Here is a 17,458-nt window from a genome sequence, read left to right as displayed (position 1 = left end):
CCATCAGCGCACATGGATGTGGATGACGGGTGAAAAGGGCAGTTGCGAAAAGGGCGGCCATGACAGGCCGCCCTTTTCTTGAGTGCTTAGTTCGTCGGTTGCGCCGGTGCCGGCTGGGCTGGCGTCGGCTGGGCCGGTGCAGGCCGTCCCGCTGCAGGCGGCGTTACCACGCCGTCCGACGAGTTGAAGAACCGGAAGAACTGTGAATCAGGCGAAAGCACCAGGGTCGTATCCTTCCCGGCCATCGAGGCGACATAGGCGCGCATCGACCGGTAGAACTGGAAGAACGACGGATCACGCTGGAACGCTTCACCGAAGATGCGGTTACGCTCGGCATCGCCCTGACCTCGGATGATCTCCGAATCGCGCTGCGCTTCCGAGACGAACTCGACAACCTGGCGGTCGGCGATGGCGCGACGGCGCTGGCCTTCTTCGCTACCACGGGCGCGGATGAGTTCCGCTTCCGCCAGACGCTCTGCCCGCATGCGGGCAAACGTCTGCTGCGAGACTTCCTGCGTCAGATCGGTGCGACGGATGCGGACATCCTGGATCTTGACGCCAAGCGTTTCGGCGGCAACGTCGAGATCACGCTTGACCTCGGTCATCATCGACGCACGCTCTTCGGACAGCGCCTCGGTAAAGCTGCGCAGACCGTAGACGCGACGCAGACCGGCGTCGAGACGCGTGCTGATACGCGATTCGGCAGACACGCGATCGCCCGAAACCGCTTCCCGGAAACGCTGCGGATTTTCGATCCGGTAGATCACGAACGCGTCGACTTCATAGAAGGCACCGCCGCGGACCTGAACGCGGATATTGTCGAGATCCAGGCGAAGTGCGCGGTCTTCGATATACTGAACGCGATCCGCATCGGCAAAGGCGAAGGGAAGCTTGAAATAGATCCCCGGCTCGTTCTTCACGCTCTGGATTTCACCGAAGCGAAGCACGAGCGCCTGCTGCCGTTCGTTGACGACGAAGACGGACGAGTAGACGAGGAAAAGGAGAACGGCGAGACCGATCAGGAAAGCGGGCAATTTGTTCGAGATCATCAGTTGCCCCCCTGTGCGGCTGCCGGCCGGTTGATTTCATTGAGCGGCAGATAAGGGACGACGTTCTGACCCTGCTCGATGATGACCTTGTTGGAGTTCTTCAGAACGTTCTCCATGGTCTCGATAAAGATGCGTTCGCGCGTCACGTCCGGCGCGTTCACATACTGGTCGTAGATCGACACGAAGCGCTGCGCTTCACCCTGAGCCTCGTTGACCGTCTGGTCACGATAGGCGGACGCCTCTTCGCGGACCTGCGCGGCCTGACCGCGGGCACCACCGAGCTTCTGGTTGGCGTAGCGATTGGCTTCCTCGACGATACGGTCTTCGTCCTGCTCGGCGCGCTGAACCTCTTCGAACGCGTCTGCCACTTCACGCGGCGGCGCTGCATCTTCGATCGGCACGGCGTTGATGGCAATGCCTGCGCCGTAACGGTCCATCGTGCCCTGAATGATGTCGCGCACCTGGGTCGACATGCCTTCACGAGCGTCGCGGAAAATATCCTGAGCCGGACGGCGTCCGACGACTTCGCGCATGGCGCTGTCTGCAACCTGCTGCAGCGTCTGGGCCGGGGCCTCGACGTTGAAGAGATAGGCGCGTGGATCGGTGACGGTGAAGAGGACCGAAAACTGGACGTTGACGATATTCTGGTCGCCGGTCAGCATCCATCCGGCATTCGAATTGGTGGCACTGCTGCGCGCACCGATATTCTGCTGCTGCTCGGTGACCTTGACGATCTCCACCGTTTCGAACGGCCAGAGATGGAAGTGAAGGCCCGGCATGGACAGTTCTTCCTTGGGCTTTCCAAACCGAAGTTCGACGCCCCGCTCGTCCGGCTGAACCGTATAGATCGATTCGAATGCCAGGAATGCGAGAACGGCCAGAAAGACGACCGCGACTGCTCCGCCGTTGAAACCACCAGGCATAAAACCCTTCAGCCGGTCTTGGCTGCGCCGCAGGATGTCTTCGAGGTCAGGCGGTCCGCCATTTCCCCCTCCGCCACCACCGCCGCCGCGCGGACGGTTCGGGCCTTGTCCCCAAGGTCCTTGATTGTTACCGCCGCCGCCGCCGCCCCATGGGCCGCCGCCGCCATTCTGATTGCTCCAGGGCATCAAAACCTCTTTGTTAGTGCTACTCCCTAACCGGTCGCCTGTCCGAGCCGCCTGAAATGCAGCAGCTCGCGGTCCGTGCCCCCGGTCATGCCGTTATAAGTATCGGAAGAGCCGCTTTCAACGCAGCTTCAATAACTTCCCGGTGTTCGGTAACGAATTATGTCACTTTGGCATCGATCGGCGGCTGTAGACAGCAAAACGGGTGGCAAAGCTGTCGCGCTCGCCGGCCGGGACGAAGATCTCCTCGATCTTTTCGTACACGGTTGGATCGATTGCTGGAAACATCGTATCACCGTCTGCAATATCCGCTTCCACATGGGTCACGTAAAGTCGGTCTGCCAGATCGATTGCTTTCGCGTAGATTTCGCCGCCTCCGAGAATGCCGACCTCTCCGGCACCGGTCGCTGCAGCGATCTCCCTCGCCCGCGCGATCGCCTGCTCGAGGGACGCCGCCGTCTCCACACCCTCGACCGAGAGATCGCGATTGCGCGTGACCACGACATGCGGGCGGCCGGGCAGCGGCTTGCCGCCGAAGCTGTCGAGCGTCTTTCGCCCTACCACCATCGGCTTGCCGAGCGTCATCGCCTTGAAACGTTTGAGGTCGGTCGACAATCGCCACGGCATGTCGCCATCTCTGCCGATGACATTGTTGCGCGACACCGCGACGAAGATTGCGACCGGAACCGCCATCAGACTGCAATCGGTGCTTTGATGCTGGGATCAGCGACGTAATTCTCCAGCGCAAAATCCTCAAAGCGGAAGGAGAAGATGTCCTTCACATCAAGATTGATGCGCAGTGTCGGCAGCGGCTTCGGCTCGCGCGTCATCTGCAGCTGCGCCTGTTCGAAATGATCCGAATAGATATGCGCGTCGCCAAGCGTATGCACGAAATCGCCAAGCTTCAGCCCGGTCACCTGCGCCACCATCATGGTCAGGAGCGCGTAAGAGGCGATGTTGAACGGAACTCCCAAAAATATGTCCGCCGACCGCTGGTAGAGCTGACACGACAGCCGCCCCTCCGACACGTAAAACTGGAACAGGCAATGGCAGGGCGGCAGCGCCATGTCGTCAACCTGTGCAGGATTCCAGGCTGTGACGATGTGCCGGCGCGAGTTCGGGTTGACCTTCAGGTTCTCGATCAGGTTGGCGATCTGATCCACATGACCGCCATCAGGCGTCGGCCATGAGCGCCACTGATATCCGTAAACCGGACCGAGATCGCCTTTTTCGTCCGCCCATTCATCCCAGATGGAGACACCATTCTCCTTGAGATAGGCAATGTTCGTATCGCCCTTCAAAAACCACAAGAGCTCATGGATGATCGAGCGCAGATGCAGCTTCTTGGTGGTGAGGACCGGGAAACCCTCGTTCAGATCGAATCGCATCTGATAGCCGAAGACCGAGCGGGTACCGGTCCCGGTGCGGTCGCCGCGGTCGGCGCCAGTCTCCATCACGTGCCGGAGAAGGTCGAGATACTGCTTCATAGGTCTTCCGCCGATTGGTCGAGATCGTCCTACATAATAGCACGAAGCCTACTCACCAATCACCTCCCCGTCACCGGCGCGGCTTTTCCAAGCTTTTCACGTTGATGATAGGAATATGACGAGACCTCTTTTCATCCGGTTCGCAAACCCCTATATCACTCGTGCCGGACTTCGGTTCGGATATGGCGATAAACGGTCGATGAAATAAGCCTATTGGACCCGGGGGCGGTACCCGGCGCCTCCACCACAAACCGGTCGGTCAATCTGGACCGGCTTGTGATGGGGGCGAAATAGGATCGACAAGGGTGTAAAGATCGAACTTTTGCTCGGCATGATACCGCCGTTATCGGGTCACAAGTGTAGTTGCAAATGACAACAACGCTAAGGGTTACGCTCTCGCTGCCTAATGGCGGTGCGGGAAACCCGAACTAAGTCCTTACGGTTAGCCCCGTAAGGCGGGGTCCGGAGGCACCTGGCAACAGAAGCCTTCACCTTCGCTCCCCGGTGGAATATCATGACATGACTCGACGCCGAAGCGGACTTCCCCGCGGGCGCGTCTCGTGACATAAGCGGCGTTTGAAGAGCAATAGAAAGACAGGATCGCATGGGGCAGGATCACATCCGCTACGATATTCTGGCACAGGACGCCCTCCGCGGCGTTATCCGCAAGGTTTTGTCCGAGGTCGCGGCAACCGGCAGACTGCCGGGTGACCACCACTTCTTCATCACATTCCTGACCGGCGCACCCGGGGTACGAATCTCTCCGGCGCTGAAGTCGAAGTATCCGGAACAGATGACGATCGTCGTCCAGCACCAGTTCTGGGACCTCAAGATCACCGATACGCTGTTTGAAATCGGCCTGTCGTTTAACGATACGCCGGAACGCCTGGTCATCCCGTTCAACACGATCCGCGGCTTCTACGACCCGTCCGTGAATTTCGAGCTCGAGTTCGAAGTGCCGATGGTCGAGGAAGGCGAAGTCTCCGCCGAGATCACCGCGATCCCGGTTGATACCACGCCAAAGGTTGTGGATGCGGATGCCGCCACCGGCGAGGACAAGAAGGAAGGCTCCGTCGTCTCCCTCGATTCGTTTCGCAAGAAGCAGTAGGCAGACCCGATGAGCGCCGAGATCGTCAACCTTCGGCAGTTTCGCAAAGGCAAGGCGCGTTCGCAAAAGGACGCGGCTGCCGAACAGAACCGCATCAGCTTTGGCCGCACCAAGAGTGAAAAGCAGCTGACGACGGCCCTCAACGAAAAAGCGGGGAAAACCCTCGATCAGGGCAAGCTCGAAAAGCCTTCTCCGGAAACGGACGAACGGCGTTAAGGCTTCGTTAGGCTGACTCATGGCAACGGCTTGACCGTGCGCATGCGACATCCTCAATTGCGCTCCATCAATCACCATGAGGGTGACGGGGCCTACACTTGATCCGAAAACATTCTGCGACCCTGCACGGTCATCGAACGAGTTTTTCGCTGGAAGATGAATTCTGGCATGAACTGAAATCCATTGCTGCCAAACGCGGCATCAGTCTGGCCGCCTTGATCGCCGAGGTCGACGACGGTCGTTCGGAAGACAACAATCTTTCCTCTGCACTCCGCCTGCATGTGCTGCGCTGGTTCAAGACCTCGCTGGCAGACTGTCTTGCCGGGCTGCCAGCCAGGCGCTGACGGTCAGCGTCCTCCCGCCCCCCATTTGCTCTGATCAGCGTGCCGCCGCACTCACGGCTGCACGCCCGGCAAACTTGGGTTTGAGGAGCGACCCGTACCCGAAGGCTGCTCCTGGAAAAGGTCGCCGGCGGGTGGCATCGTGAACGGCGCCGGCGCCGATGGCTGCTGGTTCTGCCTTTGGATTTCCCGTTGCCGCTCCTGCTGGAGCCGGGCTGCTTCAGCGCGCCTTGCTGCCTCCTGCCGTTCGGCTTCCTGGCTTCTGCGTTCTGCCTCCGCCGCCTCCTGGCGTGCCCGCTCCTCGGCCTCTGCCTTGACGCGTGCCGCCTCCCGTTCCACGCCACGAAATGTGTAGAGCGCGACTTCGCGGCGCAGCCGCTGTTTCTCGAGCACGCTTGCCTGCAGCGTCTCGACGCGGCGGCGTTCCTGTTCGAAGGCACGCAGTGACAGGAAGTTTGCCATTGCGGCCATATCAATGCGCTGTTCCGGCTGCTCGAGCGATCCGGAATAACCGAGCGTGACAGTCGGTTCTCCCCCCGCCACAGTCTCTTCACCCGCATCGTAACGGACCGACAGCCCGGCATCGATGCGGCTATCGACAAAGTCGAGCACGCCCTCAGCCGAGACCTGTGCGGCGCCGGCCGTTGCGGTAAAATTCTGAACCCGTGCGGCGCCGCCGGTAATCGTCATCGGAATGGTGACGGACCCGAGCCGGGTTGTCCCTTTCAGGACCTCAGTTGTCACGATCGGTTGAACCGCTGCCTCGTTGACCTCGCCCTGCAGCTTGTCGGCACCGGCAAGTATCGGCGCGAGCGCATCCGGATTGATCCCGGCAATCTCGAAATCCTTGAGGCGCATCTCGCCGGAGCCGCTGACGCCATGCATGAGTTCGTCCATGCTCTTGCCAGTCGCCTCGATGCTGACAGTGCTGTCCAGCTTGCCCGTCGCGACCGGTGTGCCGCCCTTTTGCCAGACGAGCGGTGCGAGATCGGCGTTTTCGACCTGCAGCTTTGCCTGGACGATGCCGGTCGCATCGCCGTTCGACATCATCAGCCGTCCGGACAGATTTCCGCCCTGCCAGGTACCGGAGGCGTTGTCGATCGTCAGACCACCGGCTTTGCCGTTCACCCTGCCCGAAAAACCGGTAATTGTTCCAAGCGCATCCGCCCGGAGCGTTTTTGCCGACAGATTGATGCCGACATCCGTCGATCCAATCAGCGGCGTGGCGAACGGCGTCTTTGATGGGGCGCCTGTCACGCCATTCTCCATCGGCCCGAATACCGCCTCGCCCATCCAGGCAAGATCGATCGTGTCGACAGACATGTCGCCGGTAACAGGCAGGCCGGGAGCGCGGCGATCGGCGGATAGCGATCCACCGACAGTGTTTCCGGCAAGATCGCCACTGAGGCCAGAGACTTTCACGGCATCTGCCGAAAGCTCGACATCAGCCGCGAGATTGACAGGCAGTCCGCTGCCGAACTGCGGCAGGCTGACACCGGTGACCAGCAGATAGGGCTCGATATCGGCGCTCTTGAGCGACACCCGCGCCCGCCCTTCGCCAAATCCGGCATTCTGGATATTCACGTCGCCGGCCATCAGCAGCGACGTCTTGGGCGTCGTGAAGCTCAGTTCGGTGGTGGCCGCGTGCTGTTCCTTTTGCTGCAATGTCAGCGCCAACCGTCCCGCGCCGTCACCATCGAAAGGCAAGGGATCGAGACCGGCTTGACCCAGCAGGACCGTCGCCTTCGGGTTGGCAAGCGATGCAGACAGCGTCATCGCGTTGCCGGCCGTGAGATCGAAGATGCCGGGCAGCTTCAGATCTGCATCGACAGTGCTGCCATTCGCCTTGCCGCGCAGCTTGATATTCGCACCGCCAAGACCGCTACCGCCAAGCGAAATATCGGCGATCAGATCCGAATCCGCATACCAGCTGCCGTTGCGGGCCAACCGGTCGAGCAACGGATGATGCGGCAGCCGATCCCGCAGCATGGTGATGAAAGACGTGGGGTCCGGTGAACGGAAGCTGACCGACCCGGTCCCGGCGTAGGAAACCAGCGAGCCCTCTACCCTGCCCTTGGCGGACAAGGTGGCGCCCTCGATATCTCCGACAGTCAGCCGCTCCAGCGACAACACGCCCTCGGCCACGCTAAACGCGGTATCGACCTTGGTTGCGACGACGCCTAGAGCCGTCAGCCGATCGGCCTTGAGGCTTGCCGCGACCCGGTGGTCGAGCACATCCTGGCCGGCATCGTCGCCGGTGACCAGCGAAGCGAGCGCGCGCATGGCGTCGATATCGATCTCGTTGCCGGCAAGCGCCATGGAAAGGCTTGGCGCCTGACCGTTCGGAGACTGGCGCTCCAGCATTCCTTTTAGCGTTGCAGGCCCTATCCCAAGTTCCAAGGCTTCGAACCGCTGGAGTTCCGGCGTGAGGTTCACCTTGGCCGAGAAGCCGGCGTTTTTCAGCTGCCTTATCGCAGGATCAACGCTGCCGGACAGCCAGTCGGCAAGGCCGGAGGGCTGTGTCGAGGCAACCAGCATGTCGCCGACAAAGGCGGTTCGGTTTGCAAGGTTGAGATTGCCCTTGGCCTCGAGCTGGGTGCGGCCCGGCAGGGTGGCAGTCACGTTGTCGACGGCCCAGCCGCGCCCGGCCGGTCTGACGTCGAGATGGATGTCGCGGATCGTCGTGTCGTTAAAGACGATCGCCGGCAGCTTGAGGTTGACCCGCCCCGGTACCTGCGGGATCGGGATCGATGCCACCATCTGCACGAAGGCATTCAGGCGGCGCTGCCCGGACGCCGCCGGATTGCGACCGGTCTTAGCCTGGGGACCGTCGCTCAGCCGGTTGACGTCGATCTGTTGGCCATCGGCCGTCAGCAGGAATTCCGGCTTCGGCCCGGTATCGAGCGTTGCCTCGCCGGTGACGATGTAAGGGTTTTCCTTCGGACCGACCTCGACCCGGTATTGCGGAATGCGGGCCCGCTCGCCGGTCAGCTCGAAATCGCCGGACACGCGCGGACCGGGCGGCGGCGCCTTGACCGGCTCGGACTCGTCTTCTTCCTGCAGGAAGGCAAGGTTGAACTTGCCGTTGTAGCTGGGCTTGTTGTCGACTGCGGCAAGTTCGCCATCGAAATCGACCACGACCGGATGGGCATCCGGCCAGACGCGAAGCCGCAACGGAATCTGCCGTCCCTCGGCGGCGGCTTCACCGCTTGTCAGGCTGAAGCGGGCCTCCTGGCCATCCAGCACCGCATTGCCCTCGCCGCGCCACGGCCCGGCAAGTGTCCCCGCCGACAGGTCGGTGGACAGTCCGGTCATGTGGCGGACCTGGCCGCTGCGATCGTCGATGATCTCGATTTCGCCACCCATGATATGGACGTCTTCGAGAATGACGCTGCGGGCCGCGATCGTCGGGCGACTGCCGCGCAGCCATTCGAACGTGCCGTCCTTCAGGATGCGGAAGCGAACCTTCGGCTTGTCGATGCGCATATCGAAAATGCGTGCCTCGCCGGAAAGAAACGGCGCGAGTTCCATATCCATCGAGAATTGCGCCACCTGCACGAGCGGCTGGCCATCGACGTCCTGGCCGACGCGGACGTCATGCAGTGTAACCGACGGAAATGGGAGGATCCGCGCATCGACCGAGCCGTGGACGGCGACCTTCTTGCCGAGCAGACGGCTGGCCTGATCCTCGAAAGCGACGCGGAAGCTCGACCAGTCGACAAAGAACGGCACCAGCAGCGCCGCAAACAGCGCCGCCACGACCAATCCGCCCAAAGCCAACATGATGCGTCCGAGCACCGGCCTATCTCCCTGTTTCTACGGCAAGAGTAGTTCCACGCGCCGGACTGGCAAGTCAATCATTGGGAAGTGTTATTCCGCGATGCGGAAGATCTTTCCCGGATTGAAGAGGTTTTGCGGATCAAAGCCTTTCTTGATCGACCGCATCAGCTCGACGGCACCGCCCAGTTCCTCGTCGAGATAGGACATCTTGCCCTGCCCGACGCCGTGTTCGCCGGTGCAGGTTCCGTCCATCGCGAGAGCACGGCGGCTCAGGCGTCCCGTAAACGCCTCGACATTGGCAACGGAAGCCGGATCCTTGTCGTCGAAAAGCACGAGAACATGGAAATTGCCATCGCCCGCATGGCCGACGATGGGTGCCAGAAGCCCCGCGTCGCGAATATCGCCTTGGGTCTCGGCCACGCATTCCGCCAGCCGCGAGATCGGCACGCAGACATCGGTGGACAGGCCGTTGAGCGAAGGATCGAGCGCGCGGCCTGCCCAGTAGGCATTGTGGCGGGCGTTCCACAGCTTCGTGCGTTCCTCGGCATTGGCAGTCCAATGGAACTCGTCACCACCACAGTCGGACGCGATCTCGGCGAACTGTTCCGACTGGATGCGAACCGTCTCCTCGGTACCATGGAATTCGAGAAACAATGTCGGCTTTTCCGGGTAGGATAGGCCCGAATAGGCATTGCAGGCGCGGATCTGCACGTCGTCGAGAAGCTCGATACGCGCAACCGGAATGCCCATCTGAATGGTCATGATGACGGCATCGCAGGCTGCCTCGACGCTCGGGAAGGCGCAGACGCCGCCGCCGATCTTTTCCGGAATGCCCTGAAGCTTCAGCGTCACCGACGTGATCACGCCGAGCGTACCCTCTGAGCCCACGAAAAGCCGGGTCAGATCGTAGCCGGCCGAGGATTTGCGGGCGCGACGCGCGGTGCGGATCTCTTCGCCATCGGCGGTCACGACGGTCAGTGCCAGGACATTGTCCTTCATCGTGCCGTAACGCACCGCGTTGGTACCGGACGCCCTAGTTGACGCCATGCCGCCGATCGTTGCGTTGGCACCGGGATCGATCGGAAAGAACAGGCCGGTATCGCGCAGTTCGCGGTTCAGCTCCTCGCGGGTGATGCCTGGCTCCACGGTGACGTCGAGATCTTCAGGGCTGATGCGAAGGACCTTGTTCATGCGGCTGAAATCGATCGAAATGCCGCCGGACGGCGCATTGACCTGACCTTCGAGCGAGGAACCAACGCCAAACGGGATCATCGGAACCCGGTGTTCGGAGCAAGCCTTCACCACGGTCTTCACATCGTCGCTCGTCTCGACGAACACGACGCCATCGGGAAGCTGGCCCGGAAGATAGGTGGTCGTGTGTGCATGCTGTTCGCGGAACGACTGGCCGGTCTGGAACCGCTCGCCGAAGGCCTGTTTCAAGATCCCGAGGACCGCGGCAATGCCCTCCTCGTTCCGTTGGCCTGCCTTCACGTCGCGAATTGCCATGCTGCGTCTCCTCAAGATGCTACGGCTTGGTTAGGAGACACGGCAAGGTTTGTCCAGAACGAACAACCCCGCATCGGTACGGTGGGCCTATCGCGCGAAGCGGCGAGCCCCGGCGACGCAGAGGATGACGGCAAGCGTCACGACGATCATCATCGGGCTGATGCTTTCACCGAGCAGCAGGGCGGCAAGCACGAGGCCGAAGAATGGCTGCGTGAGTTGCAACTGGCCGACCGCCGCAATGCCGCCCTGCGCCAGCCCGCGGTACCAGAAGATGAAACCGATCAGCATGCTGAACAGCGAGACATAACCGAGGCCAAGCCATGCCGGCATGCGGATTGCTGAGAAATCCGGCGGCAGCTGCGTAAGCGTGATGACGACCATCACCGGCAGCGACAGAACAAGCGCCCAGCAGATCACCTGCCACCCCCCGAGCGTCCGCGACAGGCGGCCACCCTCCGCATAACCGAGGCCGCAGACGAGAACCGCGGCGAGCATCATGCCGTCGCCATAGGGTGACGCCATCACACCCTGCGACAGCGCAAAACCGGCAACGCAGGCGCTTCCGGCAATCGCGAAGATCCAGAATGCCCGCCTGGGTCTCTCGCCACCGCGCAGAACCGCAAAGCATGCGGTGGCGAGCGGCAACAGAGCGATGAAGACGATGGAATGGGCCGATGTCACGTGCTGGAGTGCCAGCGCAGTGAGAAGCGGAAAACCCACCACGACGCCGAGCGCGATGACCACAAGAGACACGAGGTCGCGGCGCGACGGCCATTTCTCCCGGAAAACAAGGAGAATGCAGAGCGCGAGGATGCCGGCAATCGCGGCACGGGCAACGGTCAGAAAAACCGGATCGAACTGCGTGACGGCAACCCTTGTCGCCGGCAGCGAGCCGCTGAAGATGATCACGCCGATCATGCCGTTGATCCAACCTGAAAGAGAACGATCCATAAGCTTGCATACCCCTACCAAAAGCCTTCGATGCTTATGCGCGCAAGCCCCTGGCAGAGACAGCTACACTCAGGTACGATTTGACGAAACTGTAATGGTGCATGAGGCAGTACGGATGGACTTGGGGACGCAAGGTGGGCAGAAGGTCGCCATGGTCGTTTCGACCATCCGGCAACGAATTTCCGGGCGCAGCCTCGTGCCCGGAGCAAAGCTTCCCTCCGTGCGAAGCCTCGCGGCAACTCTTAAAGTCTCCACCTCCACCGTCGTCGATGCGTATGACCGGCTGGCGGCTGAGGGCGTGATCACCTCCCGCCCCGGCTCCGGTTTCTACGTTGCCAACCATACGGCACCCCTGTCGCTCGCGCAGATCGGTCCGAAGCTCGACCGCGCCGTTGATCCTCTGTGGGTGTCGCGGCAATCGCTCGATGTCCGGCGCGATGGCCTCACGCCGGGTTGTGGCTGGCTACCGCCATCCTGGTTACCGGACGAGACCTTGCGGCGATCGCTTCGCACGCTTTCCCGCGGCAATACGGCAGCACTTACGGACTACGGTTCTCCGCTCGGCATGATGCCGCTTCGAAGCCTGATTGCGCGCAGAATGGGAGAGCGCGGCATCGAGGCGTCACCCGACCAGATCGTGCTGACCGATTCCGGCACCCAGGCGATCGACCTTCTCTGCCGGTTCCTGATCGAGCCGGGAGACACAGTCCTCGTGGACGACCCGTGCTATTTCAATTTCCAGGCGATCCTGCGCGCCCATCGCGCCCGGATCGTCGGCGTGCCCTATACGCCGAACGGGCCTGATCTCGACGCTTTCGCAAACGTCCTCGCCGAACACCGCCCTCGCCTCTACATCACCAATTCGGCAGTCCACAATCCGACCGGGGCAACGCTTAGTCCCGTCACCGCGCATCGCGTCCTGAAGCTTGCCGAACAGTTCGGCCTGACGATCGTCGAGGACGATATCTTTGCCGATTTCGAGCATACGCCGGCACCGAGGCTCGCTGCCTTCGACGGTCTGGACCGGGTCATTCATATCGGCAGCTTTTCGAAAACGCTGTCCGCTTCCGTCCGCTGCGGGTTCATCGCCACGAAGCGCGACTGGATCGAGGGTCTGACGGACCTCAAGATCGCAACCTCGTTCGGCGGACCGTCGCTTGCGTCCGAACTGGTCTACCAGGCGCTGAGCGATGCCAGCTACCGCAAGCATCTGGACACGATAAGGGGGCGGCTCGCCGGTGCAAGGGTCGAGGTATCGGGACGGCTGAAGGCGATCGGCATCGTGCCTTGGATTGAGCCGCAGGCCGGCATGTTTCTGTGGTGCCGATTGCCCGACGGTCTCGATTCCGCCGACGTGGCGCGAGCGGCACTGAAGCACAACATTGTGCTTGCCCCGGGCAATGTCTTCAGCCCGTCGCACTCAGCGACGAGCTCAATGCGCTTCAACGTTTCGCAATCGCTCGACGGCCGTATCTACGACGTCCTGAAGCAGATTTTCGCCGACATGCGAAACCCCGAAAACGCGACCTGAAGGCAAGCCCTTACTCGGCTGCCATCAGCTGCTGCTCTTTCGTATCGTTGGCGCGTCCCTTGCGGGCGCTTTCCAGCTCGTCCTGCAGCCGCTGTTCCTCGTGCACCTGTGGCTTGGAGAAGCGGGCGATCAACAAGTATGCGACAGGGGTGATGTAGAGCGTCACCATGGTTGCCATGCCGAGGCCACCGACGATCACCCAGCCGAGCGCGATACGGGCTTCGGCACCGGCGCCCTTGGCAAGAACCAGAGGCACGCCGCCGATCACGGTCGCGATCATCGTCATCATCACCGGTCGAAGACGGATAGCGCACGCCCGTTCGATCGCCTCGCGGCAGGACGCGCCCTCGTTGCGCAGATGGTTGGCGAACTCGACAATCAGAATGCCGTTTTTCGCCATGACCCCGACAAGCAGCACAAGCCCGATCTGGCTGTAGACGTTGAGACTTGAGCCGGTGAGAACCAAGGCGAAGGCGGCGCAGGCAAGTCCCAGCGGCACCGTGGACATGATGATGATCGAAGACAGAACGCTTTCGAACTGCGCCGCAAGCACCAGGAAGATGATGGCGATCGCAAAGCCGAATGTCAGCGCCATGCCGCTCGAGTTTTCCTTGAGTGTCGCAGCCTCTGCCAACGGTATCAGACGTGATCCAGCTGGCAGGAGCGGCTGCGCAAGCTCGGTCGCCGCCTGGACCGCTTGACCGAGCGAGACACCGTCCTTGAGGCTGGCCGAGAAGGAGACTGCCGCAAGCCGCTGTTCGCGGTTGAGCCTCGGCGCCACGGCCCGTTCCTCGAGCGTCGCGACGGTGGAGAGCGGCACCATGCGGCCATCCTTGGCCTTCAGAAAAATGTTCTCGAGATCCGTCGGGTCATCGATCGGACGCGTCGTCGATGTCAGCTTGACCGGCGTCGCCTCGCCGTCGACAAACACGTCCACCACAGATCGGCCTTCGAGAAGAGACTGCAGCGACGTGCCGAGATTGGTGATGTCGATTCCGAGATCCGATGCCCGCTCACGGTTCACCGACACGAAGATCTGGGCCTGTGTCGGCTCGTTGTTGAGACGCGGCGTATCGAACAATCCGCTCGCACGAAGCTGGTCCACCAGTTTCAGCGCGGCGGCCGTCAGCTCTTCATGATCGGTGCCGACCATCGCCATCTGCAACCCGTTGCCGGCACCGCGGATACGCAGACTGTTCTGCTGCGTCGCGAAGGCGCGAAGCGAGGGCACGGTCGCGGTGGCCGCGTTGATATCCCGGACGATATCGGCCTGGCTGCGCTCCCGCTCGGACCAAGGCGCGAGGGTCAGAACCATGAAACCGTTATTGGTGGCGCCACCCTGCCCCGAGATCGAATAGATGTTCTGGATCTCGCCGGACGCCACGAGCGGCTGCAGTTTCTCTTCGATCTGCTGCAGCTTGTCGCGCATATATTGCAGGCTGATGCCTTCGGGCGCCGTCGCCCGCAGCATGACCATGGCCCGGTCTTCCGGCGGGGTAAGTTCGCTCTTGACCGTCTTGAAGGCCATGTAGCCGGCACCGCCGAACAGCAGCGCAAAGACGATGACGATCGCCGGCGCGCCAAGGCAGGCATGCAGCGTCACCCGGTAGAAATTGGCAAACAGCGTGCCGAACCGGCCAAGCAGGCCGTCGTTCTTTTCCTGTATCGGCTTGGTCAGCATGCGCGACGCAAGCATCGGGCAAAGCGTCAGCGCCGTGACCGAAGACAGCGCGACGGCAAACGCCAGAACGAAACCGAACTCGCGGAACAGGCCACCCATCTGGCCGGGCAGAAACGACAGCGGAATAAATACGGCGGCAAGCGTCGCGGTCGTCGCAAGCACCGCGAAGAAAACCTCCTGCGTGCCGATCACGGCGGCCGCGCGCGGACCCATGCCTTCCGATCGTCGTCGCACGATGTTTTCGAGAACGACGATCGCGTCATCCACCACAAGGCCGGTCGCAAGCACGATTGCAAGAAGCGTCAGAATGTTGATCGAGAACCCGACGGCATAGATCGCGACCAGCGTCCCGATCAGCGCCACCGGCATGGTGAGCGCCGGGATGAGCGTCGCCTTCCAGTCGCGCAGGAAGAGATAGATGACTGCAATGACGATCGTGCCCGACAGCGCCAGCGCGATCTCGACCTCGTGCAGCGCGCCTTCGATGAAGACCGCATCGTCACTGGTGATGGCAATGCGCGTGCCCTCGGGCAACGTCTTCTGGAGATCGGCGACGGCGGCCCGCACGCCTTCCGAAATGCTGAGCGTGTTCGATTGCGCCTGGCGCAGCACGCCGAGACCGACGCCGGGAACGCCGTTCGATCGCAACGCCGTCGTGCCGTCGTCCGGCCCCAGCATCACGGTTGCCACATCGCGCAGCCGGACATTGTTGCCCAGCATGACGTTTTCGAAGTCTTCGGGCTTGGTCAGGCTCGCCGTCGCCCGCACGACAATGTCCTGCGTCGAGGATTCCAGCGACCCGGCGGGCACGTCGAGCGCAGCCGTCGATAGCGCCTCGGAGAGGTCTGCAATCGTCAGCCCACGACTGGCAAGCGCCGTCTGGTTCACGTCGACGCGGAAGACCTTTTCCTGGTCGCCGTAGAGTTCCACGTCAGCGACGCCGTCAACCGACGCAAGCCGGTCGGAGACCTCGTTATCGACGAGAAGCGTCAGGTCTTCCATCGACAACGAGTTGGACGTAACGGCAAGCCGCATGATCGGCTGGCTGTCGGAATCGGCCTTGATGATACGCGGCTCGTCCACGTCGTCAGGCAACTGGCCGGTGACACGACCAAGCGCATCGCGCACGTCGTTGGCGGCCACCGCAAGATCGGCGGTGTCGTTGAATTCCAGCGTGACACGGCTCTGGCCGAACTGCGATTCCGACGAAACGGCCTTGAGGCCGGCGACCCGGGCAACCGCGCCCTCGATGATATCGGTCACCTCCTGGTCCATCGTCTGGGCAGAAGCGCCGTCATAGGTGGTGCGGATGGTGATGACCGGCTGGTCCACATCCGGCAACTCGCGCACCTCGACGCCGGCAAGAGCGGCAAGGCCTGCGACGACGAGGAGCGTGTTGAGAACCGCGGCAAGGACCGGCCGCCGCACAAAGAGCGCGGTAAAGCTGTTCTGCTTTCCGGAAGACTGGCCGGACGACCCGTTGTTATTGGCGTTACCGCTGTGGCTGCTGCTCATCGGCTGGCGACCTCCGGCGGCTTTTCACCGGCAATGCGGACGGCACCATTTTCCCGGACCCGTTGCAACCCTTCGGTTGCCACGACATCGCCATCCTTCAGATTGGCCGAGACGAGGATCGCATCGGGATTGCGCTGGATGACCCTCACCCGCTCCTTGACCGATTTGTGATCGACGATATGCCAGACGAACGAGCCTTTCGCATCCCACTGGACTGCAAGCGGATCGACGCTTGGAAAGGTTTCGCCCGGAAACCGCATCGTCACGCCGAAAGACATGCCGGCGCGGAGTTCGTCATCAACATTGGGAATTCTGGCACGAATGCGGATCGTACGGCTTGCCGGATCGACCCTGTTGTCGACGGCCTCGACCGAACCCTCGAAGGTGCGGCCTGGACGCGAGACGGAGGCGGCCTCGACCGGCATGCCAGGCTTGACCTGAACCGCGAAACGCTCCGGCGCCCAGAAATCCACCAGTAGCTCGGTACGGTTGTCGATCGTCACGATATTGCTTGCGGTCGTGACGTTGTCACCGATATTGACCGCGACGATGCCGACGATCCCGTCGATCGGCGCAACGACCGAGCGACGCTTCAGCGCCAGTTCGGCGTTGGTGACCGTCAGCTGCGCCGTTTCGGACGCAATCTGCGCGTCGAGCACGTCGAGGCGGGAGAAGCTCTTGAGGTTCCGGTAAGTATCGGATTTCTCACGCGCACTGCGCAACACCACCTGCGCCTGATCGCGCAGGATGATCTGCTCGTCGTCATCGAGCTGCGCAAGAATCTGGCCCTTTTTGACCATGTCGCCGGATTTGACGAGGATCTCGTTTACGGTGCCCGTCGCCTGCGGCATCACGATAACCGACTGGATCGCCTCGCCGTCACCGATCGCCGACAGTCTGTCGTTGACCACACCGGTTCCGACGGGTCTGGTTGCAACCAACACCACCTGGCTCTCACCGCCGCCCCGCTGCCCGCCGCGCGATGACGAAGCCGGTGCGCCCGCAACCGTTGCGGCCGCCGGCTCGGCGACATCAGGATTGATGGAAATCACCACTCCTGCGGGAACGCCCATCGAAATCAGTGACCGCCCGGCATCTGCCGACAGGTAGACCCAGAGACAGAGCCCTCCGAGCAGTACCGCAACCGACATCAGAAGCTGGTTCCAGATCCGCATTCATTCCTCGCA

13 protein-coding genes and 1 other RNA gene are annotated in these 17,458 nt (G+C 61.9%); 5 read left to right on the top strand and 9 right to left on the bottom strand.

The annotated features are described in order from the left end of the window. Positions 1–86 precede the first annotated feature (86 nt). The 4 genes from BLW69_RS06420 to BLW69_RS06405 form a co-directional block, all read right to left on the bottom strand. A complete protein-coding gene (locus BLW69_RS06420; RefSeq protein WP_062581041.1) occupies positions 87–1,049 on the bottom strand; it encodes a protease modulator HflC in 963 nt (320 codons plus the stop codon). Continuing rightward, positions 1,049–2,158 (bottom strand): FtsH protease activity modulator HflK, encoded by a 1,110-nt coding sequence (gene hflK, locus BLW69_RS06415; RefSeq protein WP_062456280.1) that lies wholly within the window; start codon positions 2,156–2,158, stop codon positions 1,049–1,051. Before hflK ends, BLW69_RS06420 begins: the two co-directional genes overlap by 1 nt. A gap of 162 nt (positions 2,159–2,320) precedes the next feature. After that, positions 2,321–2,848: a dihydrofolate reductase gene (locus BLW69_RS06410; RefSeq protein WP_092660653.1), complete on the bottom strand. Its 528-nt coding sequence runs from the start codon at positions 2,846–2,848 to the stop codon at positions 2,321–2,323. Further along, a complete protein-coding gene (locus BLW69_RS06405; RefSeq protein WP_062581048.1) occupies positions 2,848–3,642 on the bottom strand; it encodes a thymidylate synthase in 795 nt (264 codons plus the stop codon). Before BLW69_RS06405 ends, BLW69_RS06410 begins: the two co-directional genes overlap by 1 nt. A 124-nt stretch (positions 3,643–3,766) precedes the next feature. On the opposite strand from BLW69_RS06405, the gene ssrA reads away from it, so the two are divergent. The 4 genes from ssrA (at position 3,767) to BLW69_RS06385 (ending at position 5,310) form a co-directional block, all read left to right on the top strand. Further along, positions 3,767–4,135, top strand: a transfer-messenger RNA (tmRNA) gene (gene ssrA, locus BLW69_RS06400). A 111-nt stretch (positions 4,136–4,246) separates the two neighbouring features. Beyond that, entirely contained in the window at positions 4,247–4,750 is a 504-nt protein-coding gene (locus BLW69_RS06395; RefSeq protein WP_062456270.1) for an SspB family protein, read from the top strand. 9 nt (positions 4,751–4,759) lie between these two features. After that, the gene (locus tag BLW69_RS06390; protein WP_062581052.1) at positions 4,760–4,966 is read left to right on the top strand and encodes a DUF4169 family protein; all 207 of its coding nucleotides are present in this window, start codon (positions 4,760–4,762) and stop codon (positions 4,964–4,966) included. Positions 4,967–5,064: 98 nt separating this feature from the next. Beyond that, positions 5,065–5,310 (top strand): ribbon-helix-helix domain-containing protein, encoded by a 246-nt coding sequence (locus BLW69_RS06385; RefSeq protein ID WP_062456265.1) that lies wholly within the window; start codon positions 5,065–5,067, stop codon positions 5,308–5,310. Between the two features lie 51 nt (positions 5,311–5,361). On the opposite strand, the gene BLW69_RS06380 is transcribed toward BLW69_RS06385, so the two are convergent. The 3 genes from BLW69_RS06380 to BLW69_RS06370 form a co-directional block, all read right to left on the bottom strand. Then, entirely contained in the window at positions 5,362–9,090 is a 3,729-nt protein-coding gene (locus tag BLW69_RS06380) for an AsmA family protein (RefSeq protein WP_244508753.1), read from the bottom strand. A gap of 87 nt (positions 9,091–9,177) precedes the next feature. Next, positions 9,178–10,593 (bottom strand): FAD-binding oxidoreductase, encoded by a 1,416-nt coding sequence (locus BLW69_RS06375; protein WP_092660649.1) that lies wholly within the window; start codon positions 10,591–10,593, stop codon positions 9,178–9,180. Between the two features lie 87 nt (positions 10,594–10,680). Continuing rightward, positions 10,681–11,544: a DMT family transporter gene (locus BLW69_RS06370; protein WP_062456257.1), complete on the bottom strand. Its 864-nt coding sequence runs from the start codon at positions 11,542–11,544 to the stop codon at positions 10,681–10,683. Between the two features lie 94 nt (positions 11,545–11,638). On the opposite strand from BLW69_RS06370, the gene BLW69_RS06365 reads away from it, so the two are divergent. Continuing rightward, on the top strand, positions 11,639–13,075 hold the full coding sequence (locus BLW69_RS06365; protein ID WP_092660647.1) for an aminotransferase-like domain-containing protein: 1,437 nt from the start codon (positions 11,639–11,641) through the stop codon (positions 13,073–13,075). Positions 13,076–13,085: 10 nt separating this feature from the next. Here the strand turns inward: BLW69_RS06365 and BLW69_RS06360 are convergent, their stop codons facing one another. After that, positions 13,086–16,271, bottom strand: a complete 3,186-nt coding sequence (locus BLW69_RS06360) for an efflux RND transporter permease subunit (RefSeq protein WP_092660645.1) — start codon at positions 16,269–16,271, stop codon at positions 13,086–13,088. Then, the gene (locus tag BLW69_RS06355; RefSeq protein WP_092660643.1) at positions 16,268–17,446 is read right to left on the bottom strand and encodes an efflux RND transporter periplasmic adaptor subunit; all 1,179 of its coding nucleotides are present in this window, start codon (positions 17,444–17,446) and stop codon (positions 16,268–16,270) included. The genes BLW69_RS06360 and BLW69_RS06355 overlap by 4 nt, the downstream gene beginning before the upstream one ends. Positions 17,447–17,458 lie beyond the last annotated feature (12 nt).

This window comes from Rhizobium sp. NFR12, assembly GCF_900108545.1.
In the GTDB taxonomy this organism is placed as follows: Bacteria; Pseudomonadota; Alphaproteobacteria; order Rhizobiales; family Rhizobiaceae; genus Neorhizobium; species Neorhizobium soli.
Note: the sequence above shows the minus strand (reverse complement) of the source record. Positions and strands in the feature narration are given on the sequence as shown.

Bases quoted from the DNA above. Each gene is read 5' to 3' on its own strand.
- BLW69_RS06355 (WP_092660643.1), bottom strand. From the start codon at position 17,446: ATGCGGATCTGGAACCAGCTTCTGATGTCGGTTGCGGTACTGCTCGGA.
- BLW69_RS06370 (WP_062456257.1), bottom strand. From the start codon at position 11,544: ATGGATCGTTCTCTTTCAGGTTGGATCAACGGCATGATCGGCGTGATC.
- BLW69_RS06360 (WP_092660645.1), bottom strand. From the start codon at position 16,271: ATGAGCAGCAGCCACAGCGGTAACGCCAATAACAACGGGTCGTCCGGC.
- BLW69_RS06390 (WP_062581052.1), top strand. From the start codon at position 4,760: ATGAGCGCCGAGATCGTCAACCTTCGGCAGTTTCGCAAAGGCAAGGCG.
- BLW69_RS06380 (WP_244508753.1), bottom strand. From the start codon at position 9,090: ATGTTGGCTTTGGGCGGATTGGTCGTGGCGGCGCTGTTTGCGGCGCTG.
- hflK (WP_062456280.1), bottom strand. From the start codon at position 2,158: ATGCCCTGGAGCAATCAGAATGGCGGCGGCGGCCCATGGGGCGGCGGC.
- BLW69_RS06410 (WP_092660653.1), bottom strand. From the start codon at position 2,848: ATGGCGGTTCCGGTCGCAATCTTCGTCGCGGTGTCGCGCAACAATGTC.
- BLW69_RS06365 (WP_092660647.1), top strand. From the start codon at position 11,639: ATGGTGCATGAGGCAGTACGGATGGACTTGGGGACGCAAGGTGGGCAG.
- BLW69_RS06395 (WP_062456270.1), top strand. From the start codon at position 4,247: ATGGGGCAGGATCACATCCGCTACGATATTCTGGCACAGGACGCCCTC.
- BLW69_RS06405 (WP_062581048.1), bottom strand. From the start codon at position 3,642: ATGAAGCAGTATCTCGACCTTCTCCGGCACGTGATGGAGACTGGCGCC.
- BLW69_RS06420 (WP_062581041.1), bottom strand. From the start codon at position 1,049: ATGATCTCGAACAAATTGCCCGCTTTCCTGATCGGTCTCGCCGTTCTC.
- BLW69_RS06375 (WP_092660649.1), bottom strand. From the start codon at position 10,593: ATGGCAATTCGCGACGTGAAGGCAGGCCAACGGAACGAGGAGGGCATT.